At 40.8% G+C, this 16,524-nt stretch carries 11 protein-coding genes; 3 read left to right on the forward strand and 8 right to left on the reverse strand.

Annotated features, from left to right (window positions below):
* The 3 genes from tsaE to Q8907_03805 form a co-directional block, all read left to right on the forward strand.
* The coding region (tsaE, locus tag Q8907_03795) for a tRNA (adenosine(37)-N6)-threonylcarbamoyltransferase complex ATPase subunit type 1 TsaE (protein ID MDP4273382.1) at positions 1-346 on the forward strand (346 nt) is incomplete at its 5' end.
* Positions 347-440: 94 nt separating this feature from the next.
* Positions 441-1,664: an alanine dehydrogenase gene (locus Q8907_03800; GenBank protein MDP4273383.1), complete on the forward strand. Its 1,224-nt coding sequence runs from the start codon at positions 441-443 to the stop codon at positions 1,662-1,664.
* A 49-nt stretch (positions 1,665-1,713) separates the two neighbouring features.
* Positions 1,714-3,771: an alpha amylase C-terminal domain-containing protein gene (locus tag Q8907_03805; GenBank protein ID MDP4273384.1), complete on the forward strand. Its 2,058-nt coding sequence runs from the start codon at positions 1,714-1,716 to the stop codon at positions 3,769-3,771.
* Here Q8907_03805 and glgP read toward each other — a convergent pair.
* The 8 genes from glgP to Q8907_03845 form a co-directional block, all read right to left on the reverse strand.
* A complete protein-coding gene (glgP, locus tag Q8907_03810) occupies positions 3,746-7,993 on the reverse strand; it encodes an alpha-glucan family phosphorylase (protein MDP4273385.1) in 4,248 nt (1,415 codons plus the stop codon). The genes Q8907_03805 and glgP overlap by 26 nt on opposite strands.
* 53 nt (positions 7,994-8,046) lie before the next feature.
* Positions 8,047-9,540, reverse strand: coding sequence for a glycoside hydrolase family 57 protein (locus Q8907_03815; GenBank protein ID MDP4273386.1), 1,494 nt, complete (start codon positions 9,538-9,540; stop codon positions 8,047-8,049).
* A gap of 36 nt (positions 9,541-9,576) precedes the next feature.
* Positions 9,577-10,857 (reverse strand): glycosyltransferase, encoded by a 1,281-nt coding sequence (locus Q8907_03820; GenBank protein ID MDP4273387.1) that lies wholly within the window; start codon positions 10,855-10,857, stop codon positions 9,577-9,579.
* Positions 10,854-12,803: an amylo-alpha-1,6-glucosidase gene (locus tag Q8907_03825; GenBank protein MDP4273388.1), complete on the reverse strand. Its 1,950-nt coding sequence runs from the start codon at positions 12,801-12,803 to the stop codon at positions 10,854-10,856. The genes Q8907_03820 and Q8907_03825 overlap by 4 nt, the downstream gene beginning before the upstream one ends.
* A gap of 325 nt (positions 12,804-13,128) precedes the next feature.
* Complete coding sequence (locus tag Q8907_03830; GenBank protein MDP4273389.1) at positions 13,129-13,623, reverse strand: Spy/CpxP family protein refolding chaperone; 495 nt, start codon at positions 13,621-13,623, stop codon at positions 13,129-13,131.
* Between the two features lie 144 nt (positions 13,624-13,767).
* Positions 13,768-14,250 (reverse strand): NAD(P)H-dependent oxidoreductase subunit E, encoded by a 483-nt coding sequence (locus Q8907_03835; protein MDP4273390.1) that lies wholly within the window; start codon positions 14,248-14,250, stop codon positions 13,768-13,770.
* 53 nt (positions 14,251-14,303) lie between these two features.
* On the reverse strand, positions 14,304-16,073 hold the full coding sequence (locus Q8907_03840; GenBank protein MDP4273391.1) for an NADH-dependent [FeFe] hydrogenase, group A6: 1,770 nt from the start codon (positions 16,071-16,073) through the stop codon (positions 14,304-14,306).
* 12 nt (positions 16,074-16,085) lie between these two features.
* The coding region (locus tag Q8907_03845) for an NADH-ubiquinone oxidoreductase-F iron-sulfur binding region domain-containing protein (GenBank protein ID MDP4273392.1) at positions 16,086-16,524 on the reverse strand (439 nt) is incomplete at its 5' end.

Below are 16,524 nucleotides of genomic sequence, written 5' to 3' on the forward strand. Positions count from 1 at the left end.
TACCCGCAAAATAGTTGCCTTCTATGGTGCAATGGGCGTTGGAAAAACAACGGTCATTAAAGCTATTTGTAAAGAATTACAATCTGTGGATGAGGTTACCAGTCCAACTTTTGCCTTGGTTAATGAATATCACACTCAAAGTGAACAGGTTATTTTTCATTTTGATTTCTATCGTATCAATAAAATTGAGGAAGTTTACGACCTGGGATATGAAGATTATTTTTACAGCGGTAATTTATGCCTTATTGAATGGCCCGAAAAGATTGAGGGAATATTACCAGCCGGGTATTTATCTGTTCAGATTACTGAAAAATCTGATGGAAGCAGGCTCGTAGTATTAAATTGATAAGGCTTAATTGGGTAAAAGTTTTGAAATTGTGCCATTATTGTTTTATTTTAGTATTTTATTTAGGATGGTTCTCGGGTAAAATAACTTGAATATGGCTGATCAAAGAATTCCTTCGCATCAGATTTTTATGGGGAAAACCGGCTTGTTTCCCCAGGAAGAGATGTTGGAAGTGGGGAAAAAGCAGGGGAAATTGATTATCGGTATACCCAAAGAGTCTGATAAATTTGAAAACAGGGTTACACTCACGCCTGAAGCAGTTGAATTATTAGTCAATAATGGGCACAAGGTTATTATTCAAAGTAATGCAGGGAAGGCTGCAAATTATTTTGATAAAGATTACAGCGAAAATGGCGGTCTGATCGTCGAAAATCCAGCCAGCGTTTATCAGGCAGATATAGTCCTTAAAGTGGCTCCCATGACCCTTGAGGAAATAGATATGATGCCCGGTAATCAGACGATAATCACTTCATTCTTTTTTAACGAATGCACCCGTACCAATATCGAAAAGATGATGCAAAAAAAGATTACCGCAATTGCATCCGAAGATATTAAAGACATCAACAATAGTCATCCCGTGTTGCGTTCAATGAGTGAAATTGCCGGTAATACCTCCGTTCTTATTGCTGCCGAATATCTTAGCAATGTGAATAACGGGAAAGGGGTTATGCTGGGTGGTATAACAGGGATAACACCTACCGAAGTGGTGATTCTGGGTGCAGGGACAGCCGGTGAATATGCTGCACGGGCTGCCTTAGGACTGGGGGCTTTTGTGAAAGTGATGGATAGTTCCATTCGGCGCTTGCGCGAACTTCAAATCACTCTGGGCCGGCGATTGTATACTTCTGTTTTGCATCCCCAGGTTATTGAAAAAGCTTTGAAATCGACTGACGTTTTGATCGGCGCCATGTATATTAATGAAAATAAAAACAATTTTTTCGTGACTGAGGAAATGGTGATGGGCATGAAAAAAGGTGCCGTAATTGTCGATATAAGTATTGACCAGGGAGGCTGCATAGAAACTTCCGAAAGACGGACGCATGGCAATCCTATTTTTACAAAACATGGCGTTATACATTACTGTGTACCCAATATCCCTTCAAGGGTTGCACGTACGGCTTCCATCGCTTTGAGTAATGTCTTCTCCCCAATTTTAATCAGTATTGGCGAAGCAGGAGGAATTACTCATGAACTTAAAGAATCTCCCGGACTTAGACATGGAGTATATTTATATAACGGAATACTTACAAATCCATATATTGGCAATAAATTAGGGCTTCCTGCAAAGGATATAGATTTACTGATGGCTGCCTTTTAAACGATAAAAGGGTAAGTATTTTAATTTTCTGATTCCAGAATTTTATACCATGCATACTCTTAACCTGATAAAAAACGATTCCTTTCTGGCACCTTATGAAAAAATTATTGTCGCTCGTCATGAAAAGGCTTTAAATAAAGAGAAGACATTAATTGCCGGTTCAAAAAGCTTAAACGATTTTGCCAGTGGATACCTGTATTTCGGACTTCACAAGGAGGCCAACTGTTGGATTTTCAGAGAATGGGCGCCAAATGCTACAGCCATATTCTTGGTGGGGAATTTCTCGGGATGGAAACCCATGGAAAATTTTGCTCTTCATCCTTTGGAAAAAGGAATATGGGAAATCCGTCTCCCGTTGGAAACTTTAAAACATGGCGATTTATTCCGCCTGTTTGTACAATGGAAGAAGGGTAGCGGTGATAGGATTCCGGCATGGGCAACCCGAGTGGTTCAGGATGAAAAAACCTTGATATTTAATGCCCAGGTTTGGGACCCGGCTGAAAAATATATATGGAAAAATAAATGGCTTAACCCTAAGGAAAGGGTTCCTTTTATTTATGAGGCGCATGTAGGGATGTCAGGTGAAGAAGAAAAAGTAAGTTCTTATCAGGAATTTACTGAAAAAATTCTTCCCTGGATTGGGGATGCAGGATACAATGTCATTCAGCTCATGGCCATTCAGGAGCATCCATTTTATGGCTCTTTTGGCTATCATGTTTCGAGTTTTTTCGCTCCTTCTTCCCGTTTTGGAACTCCTGAGGATTTAAAACGCTTGATTGACAAGGCACATGAACTGGGAATTGCAGTAGTCATGGATTTAATCCATTCGCATGCCGTAAAAAACGAGGTAGAAGGCCTGGGATTATTTGACGGTACTCCTTATCAGTATTTTCACGAAAATTCGCGCAGGGAACACCCTGCCTGGGGATCCTTATGTTTTGACTATGAAAAAAATGAAGTCTTGCATTTCCTGCTGTCAAATTGCAAATATTGGCTGGAAGAATTTCATTTCGACGGCTTCCGCTGCGATGGGATAACCAGTATGCTTTATCTGGATCATGGCCTTTCCCGTAATTTTACGGATTATAAAATGTATTACGATGGTCAGGAGGACGAAGATGCTTTTGTTTATTTGACCTTGGCTAACAAACTTATTCATGAAGTGAGACCTGATGCCATTACCATTGCTGAGGAAATGAGCGGTATGCCCGGTACGGCTTCCCCTTTTTCTGACGGAGGTTTAGGATTTGATTATCGTCTGGCTATGGGTATCCCTGATTATTGGATTAAGACTATAAAAGAGATCCCGGATGAAAAATGGAATGTGGGCAGTTTGTATTATGAACTTACCAATAAAAGAAAGGACGAGAAGACTATCAGTTATGTCGAATCGCATGATCAGGCTTTGGTGGGGGATAAGACGGTTATATTCCGGCTGATAGATAAAGAAATGTACACCTGCATGGATTTAAACAGCCGCAACCTGGTTGTTGAGCGGGGCATTGCTCTTCATAAAATGATCAAGCTGATTACCATTGCTACTGCCGGTAATGGTTATCTTAATTTTATGGGCAATGAGTTTGGACATCCCGACTGGATTGATTTCCCGAGAAGCGGCAACAAATGGTCCTATAAATATGCCTGCAGGCATTGGCATCTGGCAACAGACGAAAACCTTAAGTATAAATTCCTTTTAAAATTTGATAAAGCCATGATCAAATTAATGAGGGATGAAAACTGCCTGAATGTTCCTGAAATTCAACTTTTAAATGAAAATGTCCCGGATAAGATATTGATTTTTAGACGGGGCGAGCTTATTTTTATTTTCAATTTCAATCCGTCAAAATCATTTCAACACTATGCTTTTAAAGCCGGGCATGGGAAATATAAAGTTGTTTTAAGTTCTGACGCCAAGGAATTTGGCGGACAGGAACGAATTGATCAATCCATGGCCTATTATACGGGGCGTATAGGTACCGAAGCTGAAATTGACAGTCAGTTCCTCAAGCTGTATATTCCCTGCCGCACTGCCTGTGTGTTGAAAAAACAGCCAGTGCGACAGGTATATGATTTATTGAAGGTTAAGAAATCCAACGGACATAATTAAGATCTTGCCTGTTTGGCAAATTAGGATGTTTGGGGAATATTCTGGCCCCAAATTCGAAAACTCCTGGTTTTGTGGGGGTTATCTCAATCCGGTAATAGGCAAAACGATTTTCTGTTTTGTATAATTCGTATTCCTGTTTGAAGAAAATCTTTAACCGGTTATCTTCCTGGTCAAATCTTGCAATTACCAGTTCTACTCCAATATCATCCGGCGAAAGTTCATTTAAATCGAGCACAACTTCGCTGGTATATTTCTTTGCCAGGATAATATTTTCCTTTGAAATATCCGGGTAGCTTAACGAAACTACTTCAATACTGTCCCATCCTCTGTAAATTTTCTTTTTCCAGGAAGCAAGTTCTTTGGCCAGGGCAAAATCATCAGCTTTTATACGGGTAGACCTGTTGCACAGGTAACTGTAAAATTTCTCCTGATAATCGTTCAGCATCCTGCTCATTGTAAAGTTGGGCGCTACATTGGCAATGGAATTTTTGATATATCTGATCCAGCCTGAGGGCAAATCATCTTTTTCGCGGAAATAGAATAAGGGTGCTATTTCATTTTCCAAAATACTGTAAATGGTTTCTGCATCCAGTTCGTCCTGGAAATTCGGATCGTCATAAGTTTGTTTTTCCGTGAGGGCCCAGCCTGTGCTGGGTTGATAACCTTCAGCCCACCATCCGTCGAGTACGCTGAAATGTAAAGCGCCATTCATAACTGCTTTTTCGCCGCTCGTTCCGGAGGCTTCCAGCGGCCTGGTAGGAGTATTCAGCCAGATATCCACACCCTGCACCAGTTTTTTCGCCAGGGTCATGTCATAATTCTGAAGGAAGAGAATTTTTCCGATAAATTCAGGCCTTTTGGATATTTCGACAATCATTTTGATCAGATCCTGCCCTGCTTTGTCGTTGGGATGAGCTTTGCCCGCAAAGATAAATTGTATAGGCATTTCAGGATTGTTAACGATTTTTGCCAGGCGGTCAATATCCTTAAAAAGCAGATAGGCCCTTTTATAAGTGGCAAAGCGCCGGGCAAATCCAATGGTTAACGTATACCGGCTCAGTTTTTCCTGTACTTCTATAAGGAACTTTGGATTTTCCGTCCGTTTTTCTGAAAATTCATTCAGTCTTTCCTTTATAAAATCAATGAGCTTTTTACGTTGATTATTCCTGATTTTCCATATTTCTTTATCGGGAACATTGTAAATTTTTGCCCAATAATCTTTGTCATATTGATGTTCGATAAAGTCGGGGCCGAATTCTTTTTCATACAGGCCAAGCCATTCTTTGGCTGCCCAGGTAGGCAAATGCACTCCGTTGGTTACATATCCTATATGTAATTCTTCGGGCAGATAGCCGGGCCAGAGCTCACTGAATATTTGCTGACTTACGTGGCCGTGTATCTTACTTACCCCGTTTACTTCCTGGGAAAGGTTGGCTGCAAGAAAACTCATGGAAAACCTTTCAGAACTGTCATCCGGATTTTTCCTTCCCAGGTTGATAAACTGATTCCAGCTGATTTTTAATTTGGCGGGGTAATGGGCCATGTACATACGAACCAGGTTCTCCTGGAATGAATCATGTCCGGCAGGAACAGGCGTATGAGTGGTGAATAATGTGGATGAACGGACAATCTCAAGAGCTTCTGTAAACGAGAGGTTCTTTTCAGTAATATAATTACTCAACCGTTCAATACCGATGAATGCCGCATGCCCTTCGTTGCAATGAAACAGATTGGCTTTAATACCCAATGCCTTTAATGCCCTGATTCCTCCTATACCTAAAACGACTTCCTGTTTGAACCGGTTTTCTTCATCACCTCCATACAAATGGTGGGTGATGGTTCTGTCCTGAGGAAGGTTATCTTCAAAATCTGTATCCAGCAAGTAAAGTTCAACACGGCCTATTTGTACTTTCCATATTCTGGCATAAAGAGTCCGGCCTGGAAGAATAAAAGCTATTTTAATCCAGTTCCCGTCTTTATCCCTAACCGGCGAAGTAGGCGTTTTCGAAAAATCCTGTGGCTCATCTATAGCCATCTGATCTCCTTTTGTTGAAATAAGCTGTTTAAAATATCCGTACCGGTATAACAGTCCTATTCCAACAATATCGGTGTTGGCATCACTGGCTTCTTTAAGATAATCGCCTGCTAAAATACCCAACCCTCCTGAATAAATTTTTAAGGAATCGTGGATGCCAAATTCCATGCTGAAATATGCAATTTTCGGCCCTTCTTTCTCTTTCCCTTTCGCCATGTAAGCCTTATATTGGGCATAAACGGCATTCAACTTTTCGAGGAAAACTGAATTGTTTTCCAGTTTGAGATATCTATTGTATGGGATTTTTTCAAGGAAAACGATAGGATTCTCGTTGCTTTCCTTCCAGAGGTCATAGTCAATATATTCAAACAGTTCGATAGCATCAAAATTCCAGCTCCACCATAAGTTGTTGGACAATTCATCGAGGGCTGCAAGTTTCTCGGGAATATTTTTGTGCACCATCATTGTTTTCCATTGGGGCTGGTTCACCATACGTTTTTCCACATGGATGATAGGCTCTAATTGTTCTTTTCCAACGAAGAGACTTGCACGTGCAGCAACTTTGCCCAATGCAAGATTGTATGCTGCAAAGTAACGGTCGATAATTTTTCCCCAGAGTAATGTCTGGGATATTTCGCCGGCAATTTCTTTAGCCGTGGCAATCTGAGCGTCTGTCTTTTTCGAAAATTCAATCACTTTTTTTGCAATAGCCAGAGTGACTTCTTCATCGTTGGTGTCTGTCCTTTTGATGACCTCGAGTCCTTCTGAGTAGTTTGGATATTCCTTCATCACCCAAAGTCCAAATCCACTAACCGAGGTAGTGATGGTAGGGACATGGAAAGCCAGGCTTTCTAAGGGTGTGTACCCGAACGGTTCATAATAAGAAGGAAAAGCTGAAATATCAAAACCAATTAAAAGATTGTAGAAACTGAGGTTGAAAATTTTGTCATCCCCATTAAGGTAGCAGGGAACAAAAACGGCTTTTATTTTGTCCCCGATGCGGTTGGTGATTTTAACCTTTTTAAGCTGGTTTAAAATTGGGTCGTAAGCTGCATCGTGGAGATTGTGCGTGAGAATATTCCCTTCCAGTTTATTGAATGAACCGGTTTCCAGGTTGTTTAGCAAATCCTTTCTGGGACCATAATGGTTTGCCGGTATTAAGATAAAAGCTATTATATCTTTTTTCAGATCGTCCAGCTGGTTAATCTTTGCAAGGGAATTTATAAAGAGATCGATTCCTTTATTTTTAAATTCGTATCTTCCCCCGATTCCAATCAGCAAACTGTCTTTTTTTAATTCATATCCAAATAAAGCCCCAGCAACTTTCAGAAGTTTTTCCCTGGCCATCATCCGGTGTTTCTCAAAATCTTCTCCTTTGGGGACAAATGCATCATCAAAACCATTAGGGGTAATAAAGTCCACTTTTTTCCCCAGGAAATGTTCACATTCTTTTGCCGTAATTTCACTCACAGTGGTAAAACAATCCGCATATTGTGCCGCCATCTTTTCCATGCTCTGTTTTGAGATGACATTAAATTCCCTGGATTTTGCTTCCGGGTCATACTGGTTGAGTTTATCATATAAAGGGAAGTTGTTGCCTGCAATCGAGCGGCCTAAAACGGTAGCATGGGTGGTAAAAGCTGTCCCCACCTGCGGAACATATGATTTTAGGTAAAGAAGGCCGCTGCCTGTCATCCATTCATGAAATTGTGCAATAATTTTATCCTGGGTATTCAAATTAAATTTCACGAAACTTTCTATGACTTTGGCTGCTGCCCATCCAAACAAAGTAGGCTCGATGTAATCCCATTGGCCGGAGAGGGAATCCAGTTTATAGATTTCCCACAATTTTTTAAAGATATCATCTTTTTGAGCCATGAAGGTTCTGAAGTCGACGATCACTGCAATAGGATTACCGGCAATTTTCCACCGTCCTATTTTAATCCTTAAACCTTCTTCTGTGGCTTTATCTTTCCAGGATTTAAAAAGTTGTTTGTCTTCTTCAAATTCCGGATTTTCATGGATATCCCTCCAGACATCCGGCCCAATTAAAATGTAATTTGTACTGTATTTTTTGGTAATTGTAGGTGCTTTAGTCGATATAACCGTGTGAATCCCTCCCACTTTATTACAGACTTCCCAACTGACCTCAAATAAATAATCCGGTTTTACTATCGTATCTGACATATTATTTTACTTTATGAAACGGACAAAGATAATCTAATTTGCAAGTTTCAAATTTATTTTGAATTCTTTGTAGAACGCTTCCTGGTATTACTTTCTTTAGTTTTCAACGTATTAGTGACTTTACCTTCACTGAGGCTGACCGTTTTGGTAGTAAGCTTTGCCTTAACTGTTGCCGTTTTGCTGGAACGGCTTTTTTTGGGTTCTTCTTCTTTTTTTAAACTTTTAGTTTTTGTGACCGGTTTTTTCTTTTCGGTAACTTTCTTTTTCTTGAGTTCAGATTCATATTCTTGTATGAGTTTGTCTTTTTCATCGAGCAATTCCTGCAGATGCTCAGGGCTGCCTTCTGTTTTTCCCTGGCCCTCTGTGCCTTCGAGCCTTAGTTTAAAATCACTGAGAATGTTCATGTAATTGATAAAGGCATCATAAGGTGAATTATAGGGATTAAGCTGCTGATGAAAATCTCCATCAGAGAAAAATTTAGTACACATGTAAAAGAAATGATCGGAGGTCTGCAAGTATTTCCAGTCCTGATGAATGATCGGGTCTGTGGACTGATTGACCAGAGGGGCCAGTTCGTATAATTTATGGCAGGCCTCCTGTTGCAGGTCGTTTCCAAGCCAGCGTGTGGTGTCTTTTTCTTCGTCAGCCCATGAAATCGGATAATTGACATTTACGGCAGAAACAGGCTGCAATGTTTTCGATATTTCGGAAGGAGTAGAAAATGAAAAATCAGACAGGGAAAATACTGTTTTGGGGAAGTATTGCAGAAAATCCAATATCCCGGAATCCTTAGAATGGCGTTCACCAAAGGTACCATAGTTAAGAAAAAGATTGATAGTTTCTTCTTTGGAGTCAACTTTATTGAGCCAATCCACAAATTTCTCGGTAGTCAATGGAAATTCGGGCCAACTCTTGTCCGAAAAGCGGAAGTCGAGATCGTCACTCAGTTTGAAGTTCCGCATCAACACCTTAAGTTTTGGGTTCAGGGCATTGCAATACAGGTAATTTGGGCTTTTCCATCCCAGGATATGTTTTGCTCCTTCTGTAAGCATGGTTTTAAATCCCAACTGTGCGATTACCGCTCCGATATGGTCGGAGTATATCATTTCACTATTGCTGAATGTTTCGGGTTTACTGCCAAAATATTCTTCAATTTTCCTACTGTGAAGAAGCACGTCTTCTTTGAATTCTTCTTCGTTTAAGAGTGAGGCCAGGGTGTGTGAATAAGTTTCTCCGACAAATTCAATGCAACCGGTTTTAGCAAGTCCCTGGAAACTTTCCAACACTTCAGGGGCATACATGGCAAACTGGTCGAGGGCTGTGCCCGAAATGGAAAAGGAAACCTTGAATTTTGAGCCATATTGACTGAATAATTTGCGCAAAATTTCATTTGCCGGCAAATAACAAGTATCTGCTACTTTTCTAACTATGTTTTCGTTGGTGAAATCATCGAAGTAATAATGTTCTTTTCCGATATCAAAAAAACGATAGCGTTTTAACCGGAAAGGCTGATGTACATGGAAGTATAAGCAAATTGTTCTCATCATTTCATATTTTTTAGTAATGTAACCTGTTTGTCTTTTTTACGATAATGCTGCGTTATAAACGTTTCTGACCTGTTGGGCCGAGTTGTCCCACTTCAGATTTTCTACTTCAGCTTTGCCATATTTTTTAAACATATTTCCCAGGGCGTTGTAATTTAACAAACCATATATTGCGTCGGCCATGGCATCAATATCCCAGAAGTCAACTTTAAGGGCATGGTTAAGTATTTCGGACACGCCGCTTTGATTGGAAATAATGACGGGTACATTTGACTGCATGGCCTCAAGCGGTGAAATTCCGAAAGGTTCAGAAACAGAGGGCATAACATAGACATCGGAAATGGAAAACAGATGGTTCACCTCTTCTCCTTTTAGAAATCCGGTAAAGTTAAATTTGTCGGTAATGTGGAGCCTGGCAGCCTGGATAATCATTTTATTCATCATATCCCCACTGCCGGCCATAACAAATCTTACATTGTGCATCTTTTTTAAAACTTTGCTGGCGGCTTCAACGAAATATTCAGGCCCTTTTTGCAGGGTAATCCTGCCCATAAAACAAACTATTTTCTCATCGGTATTTTTCTTTATTTTGAAGGATTCATGTTGGGGCTCCACTGCATTGTAGACGGTGGTTACTTTTTGGGGATTTATGCCGTATTTTTCTATTACGATGTTACGCGTTAAGTTGCTTACCGTAATGATTTTATTGGCTGCTTCCATTCCGGCTTTTTCTATTTTGAAAACATCCGGGTTCACACTTCCTCCACTGCGGTCGAATTCTGTGGCATGGACATGAATCACCAGAGGTTTTCCTGAAATGGCTTTTGCTGCAATTCCTGCCGGATAAGTGAGCCAGTCGTGGGCATGAATAATGTCAAAATCATTTTCCAGGGCAATAGTGGAGGCAATCAGTGAATAATTTGAAATTTCTTCAAATAAATTCCTGCCATATTTCCCCGTGAAATTGATTTTCCCTTTGAATCCTTTCTTGTAAAGAGCAGAATTATGTTCAAATTCCTGGAGTGATAAATGTTCATATTCTTCAGGAGACAGGTAAGGGATCAGATGGGAGAAGACTTCAAGAAAAGTCACTTTTTTTAATTTCTTTTTTTTCAGAATTTTAGTGGTATCTACATACACATCGTTGGCTCCGATCAGATGCATGCCATTTCTGTTTTCATCTCCATAAGCCTTTGGCACAACGAACAATATCTCCATACCCGGTATGTGAGACAGTCCTTTAGTTAGTCCATAACAAGCTGTACCAAGTCCACCTGAAATATGGGGCGGAAATTCCCAACCAAACATTAACACTTTCATAGGCTTTCATAATTTTCAATCATCTCATTTATTCTAAGCAGGGCTGCAACACTCCAGGCCTGTGAAATGGTTCCTCCGGCCTGATGTGGAGGATTCCCGTTATAAATTTCCGAAATGGTGCCTATCCCTTTCTGATTCATCTCTTCCTCAAAACCTTCATACAACTTTTTAATCAGGGGAATAGCGCAATTTTTGTAAACATCCAGATAGCCCCGGCAAAAATGTTCAAGTAGCCAGGGCCAGACAGTACCCTGGTGATAAGCCAAATCTCTTTCCCTTTGAGTTCCTTCACAGATGCCTTTATATTGCGGATCCTGGGGTGACAGGGTACGCAATCCCCTGGGAGTGAGCAATTCTTTCAGGACAATATCAATCACGCCCATTTTCATTTCATCATTCAGGGGACTGAAGGGCAAAGAGGTGGCAATGATCTGGTTGGGGCGTATAGCCAAGTCTTTACGTCCATTGTTTACATAATCAGCAAGATAATTTTTTGACGGATCCCAGAACATCTGTACAAATGAATTTTCTATGAGTTCAGGCCATGATTTCCATTCATCTACAAATGCCTGGTCTTTTGCTTTTTTGGCTATATCCAGTGCATAGCAAATGGCATTGTACCATAACGCGTTAATTTCAACGTCATAGCCTGTGCGGGGAGTAACCGGTTTGCCATCGACAACGGCATCCATCCAGGTAAGTGCTTTCGATGGTTCTCCGGCAAAGATTAATCCGTTTGAATGCATTTGTATATTGTATGGCAATCCTATCTTATAACCTTCGAGTATGGTTTTCATGGCATCCCCGTACTTTTTCCACAGTTGGGAATTTTCCCCTGTATGTTCTCCAAGTTGCTGAATAGTCCAGAAAAACCAAAGAGGAGCATCTACCGAATTGAAGGCCGGATTATCCTTATTCCCCATGTTGGGAAATAAACCATCTTTCATACGGGTGATCATCGTATCGATCACAGAACGACAGAGGTCAACATTCCCGATAGCCAGCGATAATCCAGGCAAAGCGATAAAAGTATCCCTGCCCCATGAACCAAACCAGGGATAGCCGGCAACAATTTCGGTTTCATTCCCTTGTTCCACTTTAAATTGTTTGGCTGCATTAATCAAACAGTTTTTAAAACTATCCTGCGGAATTCTGAAACCCAATTCCTTGGTGAAAAGTGCATTCATCCCTTTGGTGGAACATTCTTCGGTGGAAGCAGAAAAATAAATGGTTTCCCCTTTTTTTATATCCAGTTCGAAATATCCCGGTACATACAAATCCTCTTTATAATCATAGCCTCTTTCCTGTTCTCTGGGATATTCAATGTTGTAATACCAATCCGGGACAGGGACGAATTCAACAGGTTTCGAAAATTGCAGGTGCAAATATGGGAAACCGCTATACAGGCATATTTTTATGCCGTTTTCAATATTTTCATATTTGGTGTTTGCAAACAAATTGGCTTTGCATAGGCCATGAATATTCCTGAATGCCAGGAAAGGCCGGAATTTTAGTTTGGTCTGGGAATGGGCATCTTCAAGGGTGTATTTGAGGAGAAGCTGTTCTTTTCGCAGTACAAAAAGACTTTCTTTAGACAAAACAACTCCGCCTACCTGATACACAACCCGTGGAATTGTTTTCATCTCAAAGTCAATAATATACTTATGCCCGCGGGGAGAATAATAATCATTTGCAAATTTGTGTATCCCTAAATGGAACTCACTGTCGTGTTGAATTATCGTCTCGTCTAAGGATGAGAGCAATACGTGTTTTTCTCCGCCGAAAGCGTCAATGGGACATACCAGCAGGCCATGGTATTTGCGGGTATTGCATCCCACGATGGTGCTTAAGGAGTAAGAGCCTGCGCGATTGGTTCTAAGTATTTCTTTGTCAAGTGAATATTCTAAATTCACTAATTTGGTTTTATCAAATTTTAGGTAGGCCATTATTTGATTGTTTTAAAGAAACAGAATATTTGACAGAACGGATTTTTTATCTTATTTGTCGACTCTTACAAATTTCGTAAAATTTCTTTAGACTGTAGATAAAGATTTGACTATTTTCAATAAATCTAAGATGAAATTCATATAATCAAAATATATAGATTGTTATAAATTTTTACGATTATTTTATAAAATGGTTTTATTAATTCATTTAAATTCATTTAAAATATTGGCTTGATTTTCTGAAATTTAGTTCCAAGATAAAATAAAAAAGCGCGCCAGATTTTTTATAAGTCTGGCGCGCAGGTCTGGTCTATGGGAATTAAGACTAAGGCCTGGGAGATTGAAAATTTTTACCTTGCATCTGTTGCCTGTGCATTCTCATCATTTGCTTGCCAGCCATGGCCTTTTTCCCAAATTGCGAATCAAAGGCCAGTTTTTGTTCATCGGTGAGCAATTTTCTGATATCCTGCCGGTGGGCTGCTTCTTTTTTCATCATTTCACCTTTAATGGCCATGCCTTCATCAATATTCGAATTGATGGCATCCATATCCGGCTTTTCGGCTGTCATTAAGGTGCGGAAATGTGTTTGATTTTCAGCCAGTTTATTCTTTAATTCCATCATGTCTTTCATGAATGGAGTTTTCAGATTTTTGATTTGATTCATCTGGTCATCGGTAAGACTGGGTATCCCCATATAATTCCTTTGATGATAAGGCATAGGAGATTTTTCATTCCTTACGTTCTGTGCATAACCTGAAAAAGCACTTAATAAGAAAAAGAACAAAATCGTCGCAGAGATTTTAAATCTTTTTATTTTCATGGCTAAATAATTTTTTTATTTAACTCTTAGACCAAAACTCAAACTAATAGTTTAATGATTCTGAGAGAAAAATGGATAAAAAACTTAAAGCCCTTCGCAAATGAAGAGCTTTAAGAAAATTATTCCCATAAACAGTGGAATCCGTTATTCATATTCTTTTAAAATGTTTGTTACTTCATCGGGAGTCATCCGTCCATACACCCTTTCTCCGATCATCATTACCGGAGCAAGGCCACAGGCCCCCACACAACGCAGGCAGCTTAATGAAAATTTACCGTCTGGCGAGGTTTCGCCAACCTGGATTTTTAATATCCGGCGGATTTCATCCAGTATTTTTTCTGCACCTCTTACATAACAGGCAGTTCCTGTGCAAATTGAGATGGGATATTTTCCTTTGGGAATCATGGTGAAGAAAGTATAAAAAGTCACCACCCCATAAACTTTTGCTACAGAAATTTTCAATTCCCTGGCCACTATTTCCTGAACTTCAGCAGGCAGGTAACCGAAAACTCCCTGTGCTTTGTGTAAAACATTGATCAATTCGCCAGGATCGTTATTGAAAAAACTGCAGATCTCCTTTAATTTTTCTATATCTGTTTCCTTAAGTTTAACTTTTATGCTTGTCATAAAATCAGTCCTCCAGATTTTATTTTTGGTTCATTTTTTATAAAATAATCAGTTTACAGCAAAACATCCTTTTTACTCTTGTCAAAATATTCGGTATGTAATAATTGATGAGCTTTTTCGCTTAAGGGTTTACCTAAAAATTCCTCATACAGTTGAATGATATAGGGATTTTCGTGTGATTTCCTGAGCGGCTTGTTGATATCTTCGCGGTAGAGGGCTTCCTGCCTTGCCTTAAGGATTTCTGAATTCCCGTGGTGCAGGGGCTGCCCTCCACCTCCGATACAACCCCCGGGGCAGGCCATAATTTCGATGGCGTGGAACTTGGATTTGCCGCTTTTAATATCTTCCAGCAATTTACGGGCGTTGCCTAATCCATGGGCAATGCCGATGTTAATCGGCAATCCGTCGAAATCAATTGTTGCATGCCGGATGCCTTCCCAACCTCTTAATTCCTTGAAATCAACCTTTTCCAGTTTTTTGCCGGTTTGAATTTCATAGGCGGTTCTAACCGCAGCTTCAATGACGCCACCGGTAGTACCGAAGATAACAGCTGCTCCTGTAGATTCGCCCAAAGGCCTGTCAAAATCTTCATCGGGTAAGGCGTTGAAATCGATGTTCGATTGTTTGATCAGGTGCGCCAGTTCGCGGGTTGAAATAGAATAATCAACGTCAGGATTGCCATTGACTTTGAATTCATTGCGCTGGCACTCATATTTTTTGGCCAGACAGGGCATGATGGATACCACCACCATATTGTCGCGTTTTACTCCGATTTTATCTGCAAAATAATTCTTTGCTATAGGGCCGAACATTTGCTGGGGCGAACGGGCTGTGGAAGGAATATCGCGAAGTTCAGGGAACTGATGTTCAAAGAAATTTACCCATCCCGGACAGCAGGAAGTAAGAATGGGCAAATTCACATCTTTATCCCCTTGCAGAAATTGATTCAGCCTTCCCAGTAATTCTGTCCCTTCTTCCATGATGGTGAGGTCGGCGGCGAAATCGGTATCGAAGACATAATCAAATCCCAGGCGGCGCAATGCGGCTACAAGTTTGCCCGTAACCAGGGTGCCGGGCTTCAATCCAAATTCTTCACCCAATGCCGCCCTTACGGCAGGTGCTGTTTGAACCACCACCGTTTTAGCCGGATCGGCCAGTGCACGAATGACATGATTCGTGTTGTCTACTTCAGTAAGTGCACCGGTAGGGCATACAGCTACACACTGGCCGCAGTAAGTACAGACTGAATGATCGAGGTTCATCTCGAATGCGGGGGCCACAACTGCCATAAACCCACGGTTAACTGCCGAAAGAACGCCCACTGTCTGCACCTCGTTACACATCATCTCGCAACGGCGGCACATGATGCATTTATTCATATCGCGAATAATGGCAGGAGAGGTATCTTCGCGATACATAGACTGTTCGCCGGTATAGTGCAACTGACGAATCCCCATTTCCTGTGCAAGGCTCTGCAAATCACAGTTTCCTGATTTTGCACAGACCAGGCAGTCGGCAGGGTGGTCTGATAAAATCAGTTCCAGCACCGTTTTACGGGCATTCAATACACGGATGTTATGAGTATTTACCACCATCCCTTCCATGCATTCGGTAACGCAGGCAGGTGCAAGGTTTCTCCTTTTTTCAACTTCCACAACACAAATCCGGCATCCTCCCGGACGATTCTGTATATTCATGTCGTGGAGATCAAGGTAACACAGGGTTGGAATATGAATACCGACCTCTTTGGCCGCTTGAAGAATGGTAGTCCCCTGCTCAACTTCAATCGTTTTATTATCGATGGTTAATTTAATAAGTCCCATATATTATCCTCATTATTTTATAATTATAGCATCAAATTTACATCTTTCGATACAGGCCCCGCATTTTATACATTTTGCCTGATCAATAAAGTGAGGCTGTTTCCGTTCACCGGTTATGGCATTGGCCGGGCAGCTTCTGGCACAGGCTGTGCAGCCCACACAGTTTTCCTGGATAATGAAGTACTCCATCAAGGCTTTACACTTGCCGGCAGGGCATTTATGATCCCTGATGTGGGCTACATATTCATCCCAGAAGTTATCAAGTGTGGAAAGTACGGGATTAGGAGAGGTCTGTCCCAAACCGCACAAAGCGGTGTCTTTGATGACATTGGATAAGTTCCTTAACCGGTCGAGATCTGCCATGGTCCCTTGTCCCTGGGTTATTTTATCGAGAATTTCATACAAGCGTTTGTTGCCTATACGGCAGGGGGAGCATTTTCCGCAGGATTCA

The organism is Bacteroidota bacterium (genome assembly GCA_030706565.1).
Taxonomy (GTDB): Bacteria; Bacteroidota; Bacteroidia; order Bacteroidales; family JAUZOH01; genus JAUZOH01.